General features: G+C 52.4%; 19 protein-coding genes and 1 pseudogene. 14 read left to right on the forward strand and 6 right to left on the reverse strand.

Going from position 1 to position 17,158, the window contains the following annotated elements:
- Window positions 1-109: 109 nt before the first annotated feature.
- The 5 genes and pseudogenes from EDF78_RS20410 (at window position 110) to yqfB (ending at window position 3,625) form a co-directional block, all read left to right on the forward strand.
- Window positions 110-715, forward strand: a complete 606-nt coding sequence (locus EDF78_RS20410) for a transglycosylase SLT domain-containing protein (RefSeq protein ID WP_095922042.1) — start codon at window positions 110-112, stop codon at window positions 713-715.
- Window positions 716-840: 125 nt separating this feature from the next.
- A complete protein-coding gene (locus EDF78_RS20415; protein ID WP_133823798.1) occupies window positions 841-1,200 on the forward strand; it encodes a cupin domain-containing protein in 360 nt (119 codons plus the stop codon).
- Between the two features lie 140 nt (window positions 1,201-1,340).
- The gene (locus EDF78_RS20420; RefSeq protein WP_133823799.1) at window positions 1,341-2,078 is read left to right on the forward strand and encodes a metallophosphoesterase; all 738 of its coding nucleotides are present in this window, start codon (window positions 1,341-1,343) and stop codon (window positions 2,076-2,078) included.
- Between the two features lie 95 nt (window positions 2,079-2,173).
- Window positions 2,174-3,277: pseudogene (locus EDF78_RS20425) on the forward strand (Fic family protein); the annotation flags it as partial.
- A 42-nt stretch (window positions 3,278-3,319) separates the two neighbouring features.
- The gene (gene yqfB / locus EDF78_RS25620) at window positions 3,320-3,625 is read left to right on the forward strand and encodes a N(4)-acetylcytidine aminohydrolase (protein ID WP_165772361.1); all 306 of its coding nucleotides are present in this window, start codon (window positions 3,320-3,322) and stop codon (window positions 3,623-3,625) included.
- A gap of 44 nt (window positions 3,626-3,669) precedes the next feature.
- On the opposite strand, the gene EDF78_RS20430 is transcribed toward yqfB, so the two are convergent.
- Window positions 3,670-4,311, reverse strand: a complete 642-nt coding sequence (locus EDF78_RS20430; RefSeq protein WP_133823801.1) for an HD domain-containing protein — start codon at window positions 4,309-4,311, stop codon at window positions 3,670-3,672.
- Between the two features lie 115 nt (window positions 4,312-4,426).
- Between EDF78_RS20430 and EDF78_RS20435 the strand changes: the two genes are divergently transcribed.
- Window positions 4,427-5,389: a helix-turn-helix domain-containing protein gene (locus tag EDF78_RS20435; RefSeq protein WP_133823802.1), complete on the forward strand. Its 963-nt coding sequence runs from the start codon at window positions 4,427-4,429 to the stop codon at window positions 5,387-5,389.
- Between the two features lie 18 nt (window positions 5,390-5,407).
- On the opposite strand, the gene EDF78_RS20440 is transcribed toward EDF78_RS20435, so the two are convergent.
- Window positions 5,408-5,971: a DNA-3-methyladenine glycosylase I gene (locus EDF78_RS20440; protein WP_119826066.1), complete on the reverse strand. Its 564-nt coding sequence runs from the start codon at window positions 5,969-5,971 to the stop codon at window positions 5,408-5,410.
- 180 nt (window positions 5,972-6,151) lie between these two features.
- Here EDF78_RS20440 and tus point away from each other — a divergent pair, with 180 nt between their 5' ends.
- Window positions 6,152-7,087, forward strand: coding sequence for a DNA replication terminus site-binding protein (gene tus / locus EDF78_RS20445; protein WP_133823803.1), 936 nt, complete (start codon window positions 6,152-6,154; stop codon window positions 7,085-7,087).
- 59 nt (window positions 7,088-7,146) lie between these two features.
- On the opposite strand, the gene fumC is transcribed toward tus, so the two are convergent.
- Entirely contained in the window at window positions 7,147-8,544 is a 1,398-nt protein-coding gene (fumC, locus tag EDF78_RS20450; protein ID WP_119826068.1) for a class II fumarate hydratase, read from the reverse strand.
- Between the two features lie 270 nt (window positions 8,545-8,814).
- On the opposite strand from fumC, the gene manA reads away from it, so the two are divergent.
- The 4 genes from manA to fetB all read left to right on the forward strand — a co-directional run bounded on the left by manA (window position 8,815) and on the right by fetB (window position 13,167).
- Window positions 8,815-9,993 carry a mannose-6-phosphate isomerase gene (manA, locus tag EDF78_RS20455; RefSeq protein ID WP_119826070.1) on the forward strand — a complete coding sequence of 393 codons (1,179 nt, stop codon included), beginning with the start codon at window positions 8,815-8,817 and terminating at the stop codon, window positions 9,991-9,993.
- Window positions 9,994-10,131: 138 nt separating this feature from the next.
- Window positions 10,132-11,667 (forward strand): YdgA family protein, encoded by a 1,536-nt coding sequence (locus EDF78_RS20460; protein ID WP_119826072.1) that lies wholly within the window; start codon window positions 10,132-10,134, stop codon window positions 11,665-11,667.
- Between the two features lie 68 nt (window positions 11,668-11,735).
- The gene (fetA, locus tag EDF78_RS20465; protein ID WP_131692804.1) at window positions 11,736-12,401 is read left to right on the forward strand and encodes an iron ABC transporter ATP-binding protein FetA; all 666 of its coding nucleotides are present in this window, start codon (window positions 11,736-11,738) and stop codon (window positions 12,399-12,401) included.
- Entirely contained in the window at window positions 12,394-13,167 is a 774-nt protein-coding gene (gene fetB, locus EDF78_RS20470) for an iron export ABC transporter permease subunit FetB (protein WP_131692805.1), read from the forward strand. The genes fetA and fetB overlap by 8 nt, the downstream gene beginning before the upstream one ends.
- A 54-nt stretch (window positions 13,168-13,221) precedes the next feature.
- On the opposite strand, the gene EDF78_RS20475 is transcribed toward fetB, so the two are convergent.
- The gene (locus EDF78_RS20475) at window positions 13,222-13,917 is read right to left on the reverse strand and encodes a GntR family transcriptional regulator (RefSeq protein WP_133823804.1); all 696 of its coding nucleotides are present in this window, start codon (window positions 13,915-13,917) and stop codon (window positions 13,222-13,224) included.
- 266 nt (window positions 13,918-14,183) lie between these two features.
- Between EDF78_RS20475 and EDF78_RS20480 the strand changes: the two genes are divergently transcribed.
- Complete coding sequence (locus EDF78_RS20480; protein WP_131692806.1) at window positions 14,184-14,792, forward strand: hypothetical protein; 609 nt, start codon at window positions 14,184-14,186, stop codon at window positions 14,790-14,792.
- A 38-nt stretch (window positions 14,793-14,830) separates the two neighbouring features.
- Here the strand turns inward: EDF78_RS20480 and EDF78_RS20485 are convergent, their stop codons facing one another.
- Window positions 14,831-15,427, reverse strand: coding sequence for a dual specificity protein phosphatase (locus EDF78_RS20485; protein ID WP_243839471.1), 597 nt, complete (start codon window positions 15,425-15,427; stop codon window positions 14,831-14,833).
- Window positions 15,428-15,751: 324 nt separating this feature from the next.
- Between EDF78_RS20485 and EDF78_RS20490 the strand changes: the two genes are divergently transcribed.
- Entirely contained in the window at window positions 15,752-16,087 is a 336-nt protein-coding gene (locus tag EDF78_RS20490) for a type II toxin-antitoxin system RelE/ParE family toxin (RefSeq protein ID WP_233432849.1), read from the forward strand.
- Window positions 16,074-16,376: a helix-turn-helix transcriptional regulator gene (locus tag EDF78_RS20495; protein ID WP_095922058.1), complete on the forward strand. Its 303-nt coding sequence runs from the start codon at window positions 16,074-16,076 to the stop codon at window positions 16,374-16,376. Before EDF78_RS20490 ends, EDF78_RS20495 begins: the two co-directional genes overlap by 14 nt.
- Here the strand turns inward: EDF78_RS20495 and xdhC are convergent.
- Window positions 16,360-17,154: a xanthine dehydrogenase accessory protein XdhC gene (gene xdhC / locus EDF78_RS20500; RefSeq protein ID WP_095922059.1), complete on the reverse strand. Its 795-nt coding sequence runs from the start codon at window positions 17,152-17,154 to the stop codon at window positions 16,360-16,362. The two genes, EDF78_RS20495 and xdhC, sit on opposite strands and share 17 nt — an antisense overlap.
- Between the last annotated feature and the right edge of the window lie 4 nt (window positions 17,155-17,158).

The following is a 17,158-nucleotide window of genomic DNA, read 5'->3' on the forward strand; positions in this document are numbered from 1 at the left end:
TTTTTGGCACAGGCCGATTGTCAAAAAGTACGCATTACTGCATGACCGGAAGTGACGATAACGGTATCTTATCAACGCGGAGAATTACTCATATCAACCCTGGAAGATTATGATTTCAACATTCAAAAAACCATTACAATTCAGCACGTTGGTCATGCTGATGATTCTGGCTGGCTGTTCCAGCAAACCTCATTATAAAAAATACGATACGCATGCCTTTGATGATGAAATCGAGGATGCCGCTGATGAATACAAAGTCGATCGTAAACTTGTTAAAGCGATTATTCAGGTCGAATCCGGTTTCAATCCGGAAGCCGTCAGTCCTTCAAATGCCATCGGCCTTATGCAACTGAAAGCCTCGACCAGTGGTTGTGACGCATACCGTTATAAAGGCAAACGGGGTTGTCCTGATGATGACGATTTACTGGATCCGGAAACCAACATTGATTTGGGCACCGCCTATATCAGCGCATTACAACGGCAGCAGCTAAACTGGATCAATGATCCGCTGACACGGCGTTACGCCACCGAAGTTGCATATGCCAATGGCGCCGGTGCGTTACTGCGTACTTTTTCCAGTAACCGGCAAACGGCCATTCAGATGATCAACCAGCTGACGCCGGAAGCCTTTAACTGGCATGTGCGTCAGTATCATCCTGCGGCGCAAGCACCCAGATACATGGCGAAAGTTGAGAAGGCGTACGCCGGTTTATAACCTTTAAGCGTGTAAAAATGGATGCGCTACGTGAATTCTGCAGTACTACGGTACTGATTGATTCTCAGAATCGACGTAGCGCGATCAGGTTGAAATGTCAGATTCAGTGCAAACGGAGGGTTTGAATGCCGGACAATATGTTCAGAGACATTCCTCAGGCAGCAGGCGACCGGCAAGAAGAAACCTTTGAAGATTTGCTGACCCGGCCAGGTCTGCGTATCGAGCGGATCGTGTCGACCGGACAGGCCAGTCCGCCGGGGTTCTGGTATTGTCAGCCGCAAAATGAGTGGGTGCTGGTTCTGCAAGGTTCGGCAGGTTTGCAAATCGAAAACGAAACAGAAGTGCGGATCATGAAATCAGGCGACTTCGTGAATATCCCGTCGTTATGCAGACACCGTGTCGAATGGACAGATCCTGATGAAACCACCATATGGCTGGCCATTCATTATGATGATGACAGAGACAAAGAGGCGGGTGAGGCGTGATACAGGAAGAATAAAGGTGTGGTGCGCAGCTGGGTATCCAATTTAACATAATATACATTATACGCACTTTGATTATCCACCTGATATCTTCTACATTAACCTTGTATCCGGCCGCACATATCCTTTCAGGAGGTTTTTTAGTGATCATCGCTCAGTTGTCTGACATCCATGCTCATGAACATAACGATAACCTCACCCGACTTGATCGCGCCCTGGCATGGCTGGATCCCATGTCGCCGGACGCCCTTGTACTGACCGGCGATTTGATTGACGACGACTGGTTTGATGGTTATGAGATCATTGCAGGTAAACTTAACGAAAGATCCTTTCCATCTTTTATCCTGCCTGGCAATTCTGATGACCGCGCAGTGATGAAGTCCGTTTTGGATTGTCACTACTGGAGTCACACCTCGACCCATGGCGCTCTGCATTTTGTTGCAGACATCGGTGAGCTTCGTCTTATTGGCCTTGATACCACCCTCAGAAATAGCGCTGCCGGATCGGTCGGCGAACATCTTCCGTGGCTTACCGATATTCTGGCCACTGACGGTCCCGCAGCGTCGATTCTTTTTATGCATCATCCGGTTATCCGCAGCGGCATAACGCCTTTAGATCAGATAATGTGTCTAGATGCGGCAAAATTGGCTGAGTGTTTATCTGACCATCTGCGAAAACCCCTGGCAATCACCTCGGGTCATGTTCACCGGCCAATGGTGGGAAACCTGGCCGGAATCCCGGCTTATATCTGTGGATCACTCTGTCCGGAAAACCCGTTATGGTTTGGCTCAGAAATCGTTCCTCCGGTGAACAACTGCCTGTCATTTATGATCCACCGCTACGCTGACGGCGAACTGGTCACCCACCCTGTTCTTCTTTAATGCCATCACTGAGGCCCAATGAGCCGTTTACAATCTCTATTCGGCTCGTATAATGAGCCAAATAGACTTTCTATTCGGCTCACAGGTTTCCCGTTATGGATAATCAACAATGGATCTGGCAAAAATCTGACTGGCCACAGTTGAACTGGGATGACGATGTTATCCAGCCCATGTTGCGGCAGACTCGCCTGAAAATGGGCAAACTAGTGGGTAAAGTCGAATCCCGCTCCGGGCATGAAGCCACTGAGTATTCGCTCGAAGCCATGCTGAGCAACATTCTTTCTTCTTCTGAAATCGAAAATGAACGGCCCGATGCCCGTTCTGTTCGTTCGTCTTTGGCAAAACGGTTGGGACTTGCGGAACACCCGGCGGGCACAATGACGGAACGTTCGGAAGGTCTGGCAAAAATGATGATGGATGTATTTGATCCCCATAATCCTTTGCTTTCAGAAACCCGTTTGTTCCAGTGGCATTGCTGGTTGTTCCCCGAGCCAGCCCCGTTGTATTTAAGGCGGGGGCAATGGCGTGGCGAGGAGACAATGCGCGTCGTTTCCGGGCGGATTGGGCATGAGAAAGTGCATTACCAGGCGCCTCCCCGTGAACAATTAACCGAAGAACTTCAGCATTTTATCGGATGGTATAACCAGTCATTCGACCGACCGGCTCTGGATCCGCTGCTTCGGGCTGCTATAGCCCATTTCTGGTTCATTACGCTTCACCCGTTTGAAGATGGTAACGGACGGATCACCCGGGCACTGACGGACATGGCGCTGTTTCAGGCCGATCATGACAGCGTCCGTTTATATGCCATGTCGGAGGCCATACTGCGTTACCGCAGCGGATATTATGATGTGCTTGAAGCCACCCAGCGCGGAGGCATGGATCTGACCCGCTGGCTCAGCTGGTTTTTGCAAATGCTTGAAACCACGATGGATACAGCAATCCAGCGCATTGATCAGATCCTGGAAAAATCTCGGTTCTGGCAGATTTACCACGCGAGTCATTTCTCTGATGAACAGAGAAAAGTCCTCAACCGCTTACTCGATGGCGGAGAGAAAGGTTTTTCAGAAGGCATAAATGCCAGCCAGTATCAGAAAGTCGCCAAAGTCAGTAAGGCCACGGCAACACGGCATCTGGCCGATCTCGTTTCTCTTGGCTGTCTGATAAAATCAACCACCGGCGGGCGCAGCACCCGCTATACCATCAACCGGAACTTCTCGTGTATCAACGCAGGAAAACTCATGAAAAACATCACTTTTTACGGCCGTTTTGAAACGGACATCCTTGCCGGACGCAAAACGATCACACTGCGTGAAGCCAGCGACGCAGATTTTAACGCAGGCGATCAGGTACGTGTCAGCCGTTATGAAGACGGGGTGTTTTTCTGCAACATTGAGGTTATTGCAGTCACACCGGTTCATTTCGATGCGCTGAATGAGCAACATGCCGCGCAGGAAAACATGACTCTCTCGGAGCTGAAACAGGTGATCAGCGAGATTTATCCGGGGCTGAAAGAATTGTTTATGATTGAATTTCGCCTGCTGTGAGAATGCAGCGCGCGGCGGACACCCTTCCCCGCGCGCCCTTTTCTTCAGCCTTTCCAGCGTGAGTTTCGGATCACTGAACAGAAATTCCCTCTGACAAATCTGGGATCTTTATCGGCTATGACGTCAGCTTTCACGTTGCCGAACGTCGTGTCTGGTTTGTTTTTGATGCCGTCATAAAATGCCTGAATAATGTCTTCCTTGAAGGCCGGTGTCCGTGGATGGGCGTCCACCACGGCGTGACGGACATCATCGTTGTAACCCTGATAATTAATCCCCAGCACATCCATTTCCACACCGGCCGTCACCAGCGCAATGACCGGATCCATAAATTCCGGGATCCCGGGCGTGGTATGCAGCGCAATTGCCGTCCAGACCTTGTCGATATCCTGCGGGCTGACGCCATGCTGTTGCATAAACTCACGGGCCGCGTTCGCCCCGTCAACTTCAAAGCGTTTGTCACAACTGCAATGTTCATGAGTCAGCCCCATGTCATGAAACATGCAGCCAATATAAAGCAGTTCATGATCGACCTTTAACTGACGTTGCTGCCCGGCCAGGGCTGCCCAGTAATACACACGGCTGGAATGATGAAACAGTAAATCAGTTTCTGTATCGCGGACCCGTTCAGTCGCCTCGCGGGCCATCTTACTGTCGGGAATACGAATGCCATTGATGTTCAGCGTCATAATGTTTCTCCTGTTGGCTTGAATGAAATCAGGATAAGCGGCAGGATGAATGTCATCAATCGTCGCATCAAGACGATATGAGACATAACCGTAATCTGCGACAGGAAACCCTTCAATGGCAAAACACATCATCATTCTTGCGGTACCGGGCGTGCAGTTGCTCGATGTCTCGGGGCCGCTGGACGTTTTCGCCGAAGCCAATCAGCAGCGCGGCCGTGAGGTGTATAAACTGAGCGTGATGGCCGTCAGCGAAGATCGGGTTGTGCCAACCTCGTCCGGTGCAAAACTTCTGGCGGATATCTCCCTGTCCTCCGCCCTTTCGTCGCCTGCCGATACCTTTCTGGTTGCCGGTGCGCCGCTACTGGATCCCTTCCTCACCGATGAAATGCTGAAAGAAGATATTCGTCGGCTTAGTCTGCAATCCCGGCGTTTTGGCTCCGTGTGTACGGGCGCGCTGTTACTTGCCGCTGCGGGATTACTCGACGATTGTCACGTCACCACGCACTGGTCGGTCGCCGGTCAGCTCAGGACGCAATACCCGCGGGTGAATGTTGAGGAAGATGCCATTTTTATTGCTGACGGCAGGCTACGCACCGCAGCGGGGGTGACGTCCGGGCTGGATTTAGCCCTGCATATGGTGGAAGAAGATCTCGGTCGGGAAACTGCGCTGGATGTCGCCGCACAGCTGGTGATGTTCTTTAAACGTCCGGGCGGACAGTTACAGTTCAGCCGTCATGGTCAGGCATCGCTAAGCGGGCGTTCCGCCCTGCAGGATGTACAACGCTGGGTGATGAACTCACTGGATCAGCCGCATAATGTGAAAAGTCTGTCCCGGCATATGGGCATCAGCGCCCGGCATCTGACACGGTTGTTCAATCAGGAACTGAAGCAGTCCCCGGCGGAATGGCTGGAACAGCAGCGGGTATTTCATGCCAGAACGCTGCTGGAATCCGGGGAACTGGCCATCAAACAAATTGCGGCACAGTGCGGGTTTTCAGGTGTTGATGTGCTGCGACGGGCATTTGTGCGGCAGCTTTCTGTGACACCGTCACAATATAAAAAGCATCACACCCGCTGAATAAACACGGTGTTTTTGCTATAAAACGGCCACCTGTGCCCGACGAAAACACGCCGGATGATGGGTATTAATCAGGCCGGTGGCCTCCATCCAGGCATAGACAATGGTCGGGCCGACAAATTTAAATCCTCTCTTTTTGAGATCTTTCGAAATGCGTTCTGACAATGCATCTTTCGTGGGCACCGGCCCGCTATGCTGAATCGCTTTTCCGCCGATTTGCGCCCAGATCCACTCACCAAAATCTTCCCCTGCCTGCTGCATAGCGAGATATGCGCGGGCGTTGTTAATCACCGCCGTGATTTTGCTGCGCGAGCGGATAATATCGGCGTTATTTACCAGCTTTTCGATATCCTCTTCCGTGAATTCGGCGATTATTGCAGGCTCGAACTGGCAAAAAGCCAGCCGCAATGCGTCTCGTTTTTTCAGCACAATGCGCCAGGATAACCCGGCCTGAAAACCATCCAGCATCAGTTTTTCCCACAATGCGCGGCTGTCACGAACCGGCTTGCCCCATTCATTGTCATGGTAGGCGATCATCATGGGGTCAGTCGTGCCCCAGGGGCAGCGTATAAGGTCGGTCATAGCGCACTCACGATGGAAGAAGTTTCGCTATTCTAACCCGATATCCGGCCTGAAGTGGTAAACTTGCTTTCCACCCTGCCTGACGACTATCTCACTGAATTTGATGAATTCCCCATGATTAAGGTGTGCACGTTTTATGATTATGGCCTACACTGTATGTTGTAACTAACTGGAGGATGTATGGCGGATTATGATTTGATTGCCCGGATGAACGGCTGTTTTAATGAGCTGGAACTGGCACTGCACGATCTGGGGAATTTCCTGAATCAGCTGGAATTATTGCAGGCACGGGTCTTTGCCCTGCCCGAAATAGTGAAAGGTGAAGAGCATAATCCTGCGGATAAAATCAGCGTGACACCGCACACCGGTGAAGCCGCACAAACACTGGCGTTACAACATTTTCAGCGCCTGTTCATTCATCATAATAATGAAAATGTCAGCAGTAAATCGGCAGTACGCTTGCCCGGCGTGCTGTGTTATGCCGTTGATCCTGCGGAACATCAGTCCGCCCTGCTGCTGATAGAAGAAGTGAATAAACTCAAAGCCGAGCTGGAACATATTGTCACCGTTGAATCGGGTCTTGCCCGTGAACAACGCTTTGAGTTTGTGCATACCCACCTTCGCGGCCTGATCACCCTGAATGCTTACCGTTCGGTGACCTGGCTGAATGATCCGGATTCCGTGCGCTTTGGCTGGGCAAACAAGCACATTATAAAAAATGTGACCCGCGATGAAGTGCTGGCACAACTGGAAAAAAGCCTGAATGCCGGACGGGCGGTCTCGCCTTATACCCGGGTGCAATGGATGGAGAATATTAACCGCGAAATGAATGATGTGAAGCGACTGCCGGAACATGCGGCGCTCAAATTTAAACGGCCGGTGAAAGTGCAACCCATTGCCCGCGTGTGGTATCGCAACAGTCAGAAACAGGTGCAACATCCCTGCCCGCTGCCCCTGATTGCATTATGTCTGCGTTCGCCAATGATGCAGGTACCGAAGCTGGGAGTATTGCCGGATTATGATGTCACGATGATCAAACACAAATACAAACCGCAGTCGCAGCCGCTGAGTCTGCTGATTAAACGCCTGCACCTTTATACCGATCATCCTTTATAAATCAGCCACAAAAAAGGTCCGGTTTCCCGGACCTCATGTCATCATCAGCAATATGGTACTTATGCCTTCATGCTGCCTACCATTGCTTCCGGACGCACCCATTCGTCGAACTGTTCTTCGGTCAGATAACCCAGTTTCAGCGCCGACGCCTTAAGGGTCAGCCCTTCTTTATGGGCTTTCTTGGCGATTTCCGCCGCCTTGTCATAGCCGATATGCGTATTCAGCGCCGTCACCAGCATCAGCGATTCGTTAAGCAGTTGCGTGATACGGTCACGGTTAGGTTCGATACCAACCGCGCAATGCTCGTTAAAACCGTTCATGCCATCCGCCAGCAAACGGACAGATTGCAGGAAATTGTGGATCACCAGCGGACGGAACACGTTCAGCTCAAAGTTACCGGATGCGCCGCCGATATTGACCGCCACGTCGTTACCCAGCACCTGCGCGCAGAGCATGGTCATGGCTTCGCACTGCGTCGGGTTCACTTTGCCCGGCATGATGGAACTGCCCGGTTCGTTCTCCGGAATCGAGATCTCGCCAATGCCGCAACGCGGGCCGGAAGATAACCAGCGCACATCGTTGGCGATTTTCATCAGTGACGCCGCAAGCCCCTTCAGCGCACCGTGGCCGTGAACCAGCGCATCGCAGGTGGCCAGCGCTTCGAATTTATTCGGTGACGTCACAAACGGCTGTCCGGTCAGTTCAGCCAGTGCTTTTGCCACACGCACCGCGTATTCCGGATGGGTATTCAGCCCGGTACCGACCGCCGTGCCGCCCAGCGCCAGCTCGGCAATATGCGGAATACTGTTTTCGATGTGCGTCAGGCTGTGCGCCAGCATCGCCACCCAGCCGGAAATCTCCTGCCCAAGTGTCAGCGGTGTGGCGTCCTGTAAATGCGTACGGCCAATTTTTACGATGTCGCGATAGGCTGTGGCTTTGTCGAAGAGTGTTTTATGCAGCACCTTCAGTTGCGGGATCAACGTTTCGCGCAGTTCAATCACCGCCGCGACGTGCATGGCCGTCGGGAAAACATCGTTCGAGCTTTGGCTTTTATTCACATCATCGTTCGGGTGAACTTTACGTTCTTCCCCGCGCACGCCGCCGAGAATTTCACTCGCCCGGTTGGCCAGCACTTCATTCATGTTCATGTTGGTCTGGGTGCCGGAACCGGTCTGCCAGATGGACAGCGGGAATTCGGCAGAATGTTTGCCAGCCAGCACTTCATCGGCGGCGGCAATAATGGCGTTGGCCCGCTCTTCCGGCAGCAGTCCCAGATCCATATTGACACTGGCTGCCGCGCGTTTGGTGAGTGCCAGCGCGTGGATCAGCGCCGTGGGCATTTTTTCAGAGGAAATACGAAAATGCTCGAGGGAACGTTGTGTTTGCGCGCCCCATAGCTTATCTGCCGGAACATCAATTGGCCCCATTGAGTCTTTTTCAATGCGTATAGCTGCCATTACTGTCTCCTTAGCTGCTTATTTACGATGCAATTTACGGTGCTCTTTATGATAAAAAAGCGGATTCTGCAGGTGTTGTAAAATACCGCGCGCGCTCCCACGCATCCTGTCGCGGCCAATAGATTATAGTGACATATAAGCCAGACGTATAATTCGAACCGATCCCCATTCCGAAATTGCCCTTTCATCGCACTTTTTAGCGCTTCAATGTTGTAAACCCTGCTTTGTCATTGTCTACTAGGCGCAATATTTTCTATTCAGGATGAAGCAATGCAAAAGATGCATAACGGTGTACAAAACTACGCCTGGGGCAGCAAAGACGCGCTGACAAAACTCTACGGGATCACCGATCCGCAGAACCGTCCGATGGCCGAATTGTGGATGGGTGCCCATCCGAAAAGCAGTTCTCAGGTTGAGAATACCAGTGGTCAGACGATTTCCCTGCGTGATCAAATCACCGCCAGCCCCGATGAGCAGTTAGGTAAAAAAGTCGCCAGGCGTTTTGGCGAATTGCCTTTCCTGTTTAAAGTGCTTTGCGCCGATCAGCCTCTTTCCATTCAGGTTCACCCGAGTAAAGGTGCCGCTGAAATCGGTTATGCCAAAGAAAATGCCGCCGGAATTCCTCTGGACGCGGCTGAACGTAACTACAAAGATCCGAACCATAAACCTGAACTGGTCTACGCCCTGACGCCTTTCCAGGCGATGAACGGTTTCCGCGAGCTGCGCGACATTGTTTCCCTGCTGCAACCGGTCGCCGGTGCGCATCCGCTGATCGCCAGCTTCCTCAACTTCCCGGATGTCGATCACCTGCGCGCCCTGTTTGCGGGCTTGCTGAGTCTCGAAGGTGAAGATAAATCCCGTGCGCTGGATGTGCTGAAATCCGTGCTGGATGAACAACACGGCGAGCCGTGGGACACCGTCCGCAGTATTGGCGAATTCTATCCTGACGACAGCGGTCTGTTCTCTCCGCTGCTGCTGAACGTGATTACGCTGCAACCGGGCGAAGGCATGTTCCTGTATGCCGAAACCCCGCATGCTTATCTGAAAGGTGTCTCGCTGGAAGTGATGGCGAACTCAGATAACGTGCTGCGTGCCGGTCTGACCCCGAAATACATTGACATTCCGGAACTGCTGGCGAACCTGAAATTCAACGCCAAGCCCGCCGGAGAGCTGCTGACCACGCCGGTGGCGAAAGGCGCGGAACTCAACTTCCCTATTCCGGTCGAAGACTTTGCGTTTTCGATCCACAGCCTGTCTGCACAACCTCAGACGCTGGAGCAGGACAGTGCAGCGATTGTTTTCTGTATCGAAGGCCAGAGCATTTTGGTAAAAGACCAGGAAACACTGGTGCTGAACCCTGGTGAATCCTGTTACCTGTCTGCCAGCGAATCGCCGGTGAATGTCAGCGGCAATGGCCGGATCGCACGGGTCTTCAATACACTCGGTTAAATGATCATTTGCTTAAACAAAACGGGGCTAACTGCCCCATTTTGATGATTTTTTTGCTGATTCAGCTACACTGAAGAAACTAATAACGCCGGAAGGCGTTTTTTATTTTCGGGACATTTCATAAGGATAAACAGAGATATGAAGAAGTCATTAGTCGCTGTAAGCGTCATTGTCGTCATTGGCGCGGCCTGGACAGGCGTCTCGTGGTATACGGGCAAACTGATCGAACAACATATGGATGAGCAGGTTGCCGCAGCCAACAGCCAGCTGCAAAGTGCGTATCCGAAAGCCGGTCTGAAAGTCAGCTATCAGGATTACCAGCGCGGGCTGTTCAGCAGCAAAATGCGTATCGTTCTGCAACCTGAACCTGCCGCTGCCACCGCCGGCACCAGTGTGCTGAAAACCGGTGATGAAATTGCCTTCATCGAAACCATCGATCATGGTCCTTTCCCTGCCGCTCAGCTGAAAAAATTCAATCTGATCCCAAGCATGGCGTCCGTGCATTCAGAACTGCAAAATACGCCGACGGTGAAAGGCCTGTTTGATGTGACCAAAGGCAAATCGCTGGTCACCATTGATACGCGTGTTTCCTACAGTGGCGCGAGTGCTTCAGCCGCTGACATTATTCCGGTGACCTATCAGAAAGAAGACAGCGTGCTGGCCTTCTCCGGCGGCAAAATCAATGTCGATGTGGACAAAGATATGACCGCCATGAAGCTGGACGCGAACACCGACAGCATTGCCCTGACCTCGAAAAACCAGTGGGGACAGCTTGAGAAAGTCACTCTGGCCGGTTTCAGCATGGACAGCGACACCAAACAAGGTAAGTTCCAGGTTGGCGTGGGCGATCAGAACCTGACCGTTAAGCAAATTCTGGTGAACGTAGACGGCAAAGACGCCGGTTCTCTGGATAACTTCAAACTGGTGAGCAAATTCTCTGAAAACGGCAATAACATCGCCGGTCAGCAGGATTACACCATCGACGCGCTGAAAATTCAGGGTGCGGATTTTGGTTCAGCCAAACTGACCCTCAAGCTGGATAAACTGGATGGTGCTGCAATGAAGCAATTCGCAGACAACTATAACCAGCAATCCCGCGCCCTGCTGTTGCAGCAAGGCCAGCTTGATCCGGCCATCTATCAGCAGCAGGCCGCAGATTTACTTCTGGCTAACCTGCCGTTGTTGCTGAAAGGCAATCCAAGCATCAGCGTTGCGCCGCTGAGCTGGAAAAACAGCAAAGGCGAAAGCAGCTTCACCCTGCAACTGGATCTGAAAGATCCGGCCGCAACACCGGCACCGACACAGGATCAGATGTTGTCTCAGCTGGTGAACAAAGTGGATGCTAAGCTGACCATTCCGTTGCCGATGGCGACACAGGTCACCACGCAGGTTGCGCAGCTGGAAGGCTACAGCGCTGACGATGCGGCGAAACTGGCTCAGCAGCAGGTTCAGGGTCTGGCCGCAATGGGTCAGATGTTTAAACTGACTACCGTGAAAGACGACACCATTTCCAGCACGTTCCATTACGCTGACAATCAGGTTGACCTGAATGGCCAGAAAATGACCTTGCAGGAATTTGCAGGTCTGTTCGGGATCCTGGGCGGGCCAGCAGCGCCAGCACCTACTCCGGAGCAGGAAACGCCAGTGGTTCCGACCCCCGCGCCAGCTCAGTAACTGTTTTTACTCCTCCCCTGCAAAGGGGAGGAGTAATGTATCCCTCCCGATCCCAAAGGATTTCAGGCGTGACCACCCCCACCGACCTTCTCCATCTGCACGACGTCTCATTTACGCGTAATAATATCCCTTTACTGGAACCGGTTTCACTCTCGCTGGAACCCGGTGAATTCACATTACTGACCGGCCCCTCTGGCAGCGGGAAAAGCACGCTGCTAAAGATTATTGCGTCATTGCAAAATCCGACCGGCGGTAAGGTTTATTTCAACGGCGAAGACATTGCGCAGATCAAACCCGAAGTGTACCGGCAGCGCGTGTCTTATTGCTTTCAGACGCCCTCGCTGTTTGGTGAAACGGTTTACGATAATCTTGCCCTGCCTTATCAGATCCGCAATAAAAAACCTGATGAAGAACAAATGCGTAACTGGCTGGAACGGGTGAAGTTATCCGCAGACATGCTCACCAAACGCACGCAGGAACTGTCCGGCGGCGAGAAGCAACGTGTTGCCCTGCTGCGGAATTTACAGTTTATGCCGGATGTTTTATTGCTGGATGAAATCACCAGCGCGCTGGATGAAGAGAATAAAATCAATATCAACGACATTATCGCCGGACTGGTGGAAAAAGAGCAGATCGCCGTCTTGTGGGTGAGCCATGATACGAACGAGATCCGCCACGCCAAAAACGTCATTACCCTGACCCGCCATTCACAAGGGAGTGCGGTTCATGAATGAGCATAATATTACCAATCAGTCTCTGGCCCTCGCGCTGATCCTGGTGGTTGTCGCCCTGCTGGTCAGCAAGAAAGAAAAACTCGGACTGGAAAAGGACATCATCTGGAGCGTTGGCCGCGCCATCGTACAGTTAGTGATTGTCGGTTATGTCCTGAAGTCTGTTTTTGAAATCAATAACAGCCTGTTAACGGTTCTGATGGTGCTGTTTATCTGCGTCAATGCCGCGCTGAATGCGAAGAAACGCAGCCGCAATATCGATAACGGATTTACGATTTCGTTTATTGCCATTACCGTCGGCACCATCCTGACGTTAGCGATCCTGATCCTCAGCGGATCCATAGAGTTCCTGCCGATGCAGGTGATCCCGATTTCAGGGATGATTGCCGGAAATGCGATGGTTGCGGTGGGATTGTGTTACAGCAATCTGAACCAGCGTTTTCTCGATAACCAGCAAAAAATCCTCGAGATGCTGAGCCTCGGCGCACCGGTGAAAATGGCGTCTGGCCGGATTATCCGTGACAGTATTCGTGCCGCGATGATCCCGACCATCGATGCGGCGAAAACCGTGGGAATTGTCAGTTTGCCGGGCATGATGTCAGGTTTGATTTTTGCCGGGATCGACCCGGTCAAAGCCATCAAATATCAGATAATGGTCACGTTTATGCTGCTGGCGACCGCCAGTCTCTCCACGATTATTGCCGGTTATCTGGCGTATAAACGTTTTTATAATGACCGTGCGCAGCTGCGCGATTTGACGTCATCGTAATCGTATCAGCGTGCCCGTCCGCTTCACCGTGTCGGGCATGCCGTTCATCCGGCGTTATAAGTCGGACAACACCTGACGCAGGTTGACTTCGCCGGCGGCTTCATCGTCAAGATCCAGCACCCCTTCCAGATCATCCAGATGCTCCTGCATAATCGCCGCCGCATGGGTGTTATCACCGGCCTCCAGTGCATCAATAATGGCCTGATGCTCATCACACTGGCAGGAAGGCACTTCGTTACGCTGATAAAGCGCCACAATCAGTGAGCTGCGCACCATCAGGTTAGCCAGAATTTCACTCAGTACGTCGTTCCCGCAGATCTCGCCGAGAATAAGATGAAACTCGCTTAATTCACGCACGATAGCGCGGCGATCTTCTGACTGCGCGGCGTCACGTTCGCCACGCAAATGAGTACTGATTCGATGCCGGTGACGGCGGATCACATCCGCCCCGATGCTTTCGACAATCGCACGCTCAATGGCGCGGCGGGCAATAAACACTTCACGCGCTTCTTTGGCCGTCGGCTGCGCCACCATGGCACCCCGGTTCGGCTCGATGGTGACAATGCGCTGCATCGCCAGACGTTGTAACGCCACCTGAACATGGTTGCGGTTGGCACTGAGCGCGTCAACCAGCTGAGATTCCACCAGGCGGGTTCCCGGACGCAGGCGTTGCCGGGCGATAGCTTTAGACAGAGCGTCGACAATGCGCTGAACTTCCAGCTGCTTGGCGGTTGTAGTTTGAGTACTCATGGATTGCTAAATGGCCTCTCTCTGGCGGTTTCCGTGCAACCTACCACCAACGGTTCCCGTTCGTCATTAGTAAATGACGTGCTGTTTCAAATCATTCAAAAAAATGCAACGAAATAGCACATAGTATTCATCAAAATTATCATTCCAGCACGCATTCCCAATACCCTGTTTACGACCTTACGTATCCTTGCAGCACCTCAGGCTACACAGCGTCATGTTATGAAGCTGTCAGGCGTGCAGGCCAACGTATTGAAAACAGGACCATAATGAAACAGACACTCTTGAAACACTTACTTAATTTTGTGTTATTAGCACTGGGCGCAGTAAGTACCGCACTGGTCATCTGGCTGGATGTGGCGATCTTTAAAGACGGAGTGCAGGAAATCTCCGCCACTGAAATTCTTCAGGAACTGACCTTGCTGGCCATCAGCGCACTCTTTTTCCTGCAAGCCAGAAAACATCCCGCCTTACGCGGTGGCATGATCCTGATCGGGGGCTTTTTCGGTTGTATGCTGATCCGCGAACTCGATGCCGTCTTTGACCTGATCCATTATGGCTCATGGGTCTATTTCGCCAGTCTGCTCGCCGTCTATTGCGTCGGCTGGGCTTGTATCACACCGAAAACCAGTGTTCGCGGGCTGTCCGCTTTTCTGGCGCACCCGGCCTGCCATTATATGGTGTGCGGTCTGGTACTGATTCTGGTGTTTTCCCGCGTCTTTGGCATGAACATGATCTGGAAAGTCGTGATGCAGGGTGAATATGTGCGTACGGTAAAAAATATCGTTGAAGAAGGCACCGAACTGATGGGGTATCTGCTGTGTCTGGGGTCTGCCGTGGCCTTCTGGCAACGCAGCGAACCGCTGAAAACCCTGTAATAATAATCTGTAAGCCCGCCCGCACAGGGCAGGCTTTTTTACCCTGCAATCTTACCAAACCAACCCTGAACCGGTAACTCCGCCACCTGCTGAATCAGTGTCAGCAAGGGTTCGCACGGATGCGCCGGGTCCAGACCCCGCAACTGGCGCAAAAATGTCAACGCGGCTTCCGGCGAGGGGAATCTTTCCGGTTGCGTGAAATACAAATACAGCGCCAGTACCGCAACCGAACGACTGCGTCCACCCCGGCAATGCACCAGCACATTAGCAGCCCGGTGCGGCGGATAGCTCACTTTACCGGGGCTGGCCTGCCCGAGTAATCCATCCAGCGCCAGCACACCGGCCAGCAGATGATTAGCCGTATTTCCCGCCCCATCAATCAGCCCGACCTGGGTACGCCGCAGCCAGGTGCCATCCGGCAAGGCCAGATCGCCGAGTTGCAGATTCACTGCCATATTCAGTGCCGACGTAATGTTGTGCTGATGCAACAGATACGCATCTTGCGCCGCCGGACCGTTACCCAGATACAGCCAGCGGTGGATTTGTCCGGTGACCGGCACCAGTTTAATCAATAAAGGTCTGCCGTCTTCTTCCTGTTCGGCCTGTCTTCGTGTCATTTGTAGGGAATCAGTCATTATCATCTTCCTGACATCAGTGATTTCCTGCACGGTAACACATTAGAAAACCTCAAACCTTCGCATGATGAACATTTTAACCACTTCATAAAACCGGACACGCCACGGTACGTTGCCGTGTGTGATTTTTTGCGAGACGTCGCGGAGGAAAACATCATCCGTCTGATTATGCCCGGTAAACCGTTCAAGATGCTGATTCGTGGGAACACGAAACGGCGGAGGCGGCGGAAAATTGTGAAGCAGCTTCCTGATTAAAAAGAATCATAAATGATTACTTTTCATTTGAACAAAGAGTAATCATACTTCACCGCAAGGAAAGCGATTGTGTACGACGTGACGATCATTCGCAATGCACGTAAGGAACTTGAAAAACTGCCTCCCACGCTTTACGCGGCTATGCTCGGCGCGGTCGATGAACTGGGAGTCTATGGGCCAGCATTACAGGATCCACAGGTTCGTTATATTGGAAATGGAATACGCGAAGTCCGGGTGAGCAGTAGTGACGGCCTTGGCCGGGCGTTTTATTTTTTTATGAAGGGAAGACGTATCTACATCGTTCATATTCTTCATAAAAAAACGGAGAAAACACCCCGACACGATGTAGAACTCGCCATTGAACGCATGAAAACAATCAAAAGGAATGAATATGAAAGACGATGATGATGACTATGAGCTGATCCCCTTCAGCGTCGTGAAAGCCGAAGCACTCAGGGATCCTGAAGTTGCTGCTGCCTACGCGGCTCTCAAGCTTCATAAGCAGATGGTCGCGCAGCTGAAAGAATCACGTTTGCAAGAATCCCTGACGCAGGAAGATATCGCCCGCCGCACCGGGCTGAAAAAGCAAAACATCAGTCGTCTGGAAAGTGGCGCGGTGTCTCCCACACTCAACACGCTCAGCCGTTATGCCGTCGCCCTCGGCGGCACCTTTGAATTTAAAAAGATCCACTGATCCTGCTGTGCGCGCCATACGCGGCGATAAACTCCCCGGCAATCGCTACGGCAATTTCTGCCGGGAGTTTGCCGCGCACATCGGGCAACCCCACCGGACATCGCATGCTTGCCAGTTGCTCCCCGGTAATTCCTTTCCCCGATAACCGGTAATCGAAGCGTTTCCGTTTGGTCTCTGAACCGATCAGCCCGAAATAACGGAAATCCCCCCGCTTGAGGATGCGCTCGCTGAGGGCAAAATCCAGCTGATGATCATGGGTCAGCACCATGAAATAGCTGTCTGCGGGCATCTGCGCCACGGTGCCTTCCGGTTCCTCATCAATGATGCAGGTGATATGCGGATCGACCTGCGCGGGAAACTCGCTGGCGCGGGCATCCACCCAGGTGATACGGCACGGTAAGGTGCTGAGAATGTTCACCAGCGCCCGCCCGACATGCCCTGCGCCATATACCACAACATGCGGCTGCGGTTGCCCGAGCGGTTCGAGCAACACTGACGCTATGCCTCCGCAGCATTGTCCCAGCCGCGCCCCTAATGAAAAACGTTCGAAGCGGCTGGATGTCGCCCCCTGCTGCAACATCTCGCGGGCAATGGCCGTGACCTGAAACTCAAGATTGCCGCCGCCCAGCGTATAAAATTGCTCGCTGGCGGTGATCAGCATTTTGCTGCCTGCATCGCGCGGCGTGGAACCTTGCTGATCAACCAGCGTCGCCAGCACACAAGGTTCGCCGCGACGTTGTAAATCATGTAAACGGGTCACCCAGTCATCAGTGCGCATCAGA

Origin of the sequence: Rahnella sp. BIGb0236 (assembly GCF_004364755.1) — a bacterium.
In the GTDB taxonomy this organism is placed as follows: domain Bacteria; phylum Pseudomonadota; class Gammaproteobacteria; order Enterobacterales; family Enterobacteriaceae; genus Rahnella; species Rahnella victoriana.

What these genes read in the sequence shown, in the direction of transcription:
- EDF78_RS20410 (WP_095922042.1), top strand. Translation starts at nt 110, where the DNA reads ATGATTTCAACATTCAAAAAACCATTACAATTCAGCACGTTGGTCATG.
- EDF78_RS20415 (WP_133823798.1), top strand. Translation starts at nt 841, where the DNA reads ATGCCGGACAATATGTTCAGAGACATTCCTCAGGCAGCAGGCGACCGG.
- yqfB (WP_165772361.1), top strand. Translation starts at nt 3,320, where the DNA reads ATGAAAAACATCACTTTTTACGGCCGTTTTGAAACGGACATCCTTGCC.
- EDF78_RS20430 (WP_133823801.1), bottom strand. Translation starts at nt 4,311, where the DNA reads ATGACGCTGAACATCAATGGCATTCGTATTCCCGACAGTAAGATGGCC.
- EDF78_RS20435 (WP_133823802.1), top strand. Translation starts at nt 4,427, where the DNA reads ATGGCAAAACACATCATCATTCTTGCGGTACCGGGCGTGCAGTTGCTC.
- EDF78_RS20440 (WP_119826066.1), bottom strand. Translation starts at nt 5,971, where the DNA reads ATGACCGACCTTATACGCTGCCCCTGGGGCACGACTGACCCCATGATG.
- tus (WP_133823803.1), top strand. Translation starts at nt 6,152, where the DNA reads ATGGCGGATTATGATTTGATTGCCCGGATGAACGGCTGTTTTAATGAG.
- fumC (WP_119826068.1), bottom strand. Translation starts at nt 8,544, where the DNA reads ATGGCAGCTATACGCATTGAAAAAGACTCAATGGGGCCAATTGATGTT.
- manA (WP_119826070.1), top strand. Translation starts at nt 8,815, where the DNA reads ATGCAAAAGATGCATAACGGTGTACAAAACTACGCCTGGGGCAGCAAA.
- EDF78_RS20460 (WP_119826072.1), top strand. Translation starts at nt 10,132, where the DNA reads ATGAAGAAGTCATTAGTCGCTGTAAGCGTCATTGTCGTCATTGGCGCG.
- fetB (WP_131692805.1), top strand. Translation starts at nt 12,394, where the DNA reads ATGAATGAGCATAATATTACCAATCAGTCTCTGGCCCTCGCGCTGATC.
- EDF78_RS20475 (WP_133823804.1), bottom strand. Translation starts at nt 13,917, where the DNA reads ATGAGTACTCAAACTACAACCGCCAAGCAGCTGGAAGTTCAGCGCATT.
- EDF78_RS20480 (WP_131692806.1), top strand. Translation starts at nt 14,184, where the DNA reads ATGAAACAGACACTCTTGAAACACTTACTTAATTTTGTGTTATTAGCA.
- EDF78_RS20485 (WP_243839471.1), bottom strand. Translation starts at nt 15,427, where the DNA reads ATGACTGATTCCCTACAAATGACACGAAGACAGGCCGAACAGGAAGAA.
- EDF78_RS20495 (WP_095922058.1), top strand. Translation starts at nt 16,074, where the DNA reads ATGAAAGACGATGATGATGACTATGAGCTGATCCCCTTCAGCGTCGTG.
- xdhC (WP_095922059.1), bottom strand. Translation starts at nt 17,154, where the DNA reads ATGCGCACTGATGACTGGGTGACCCGTTTACATGATTTACAACGTCGC.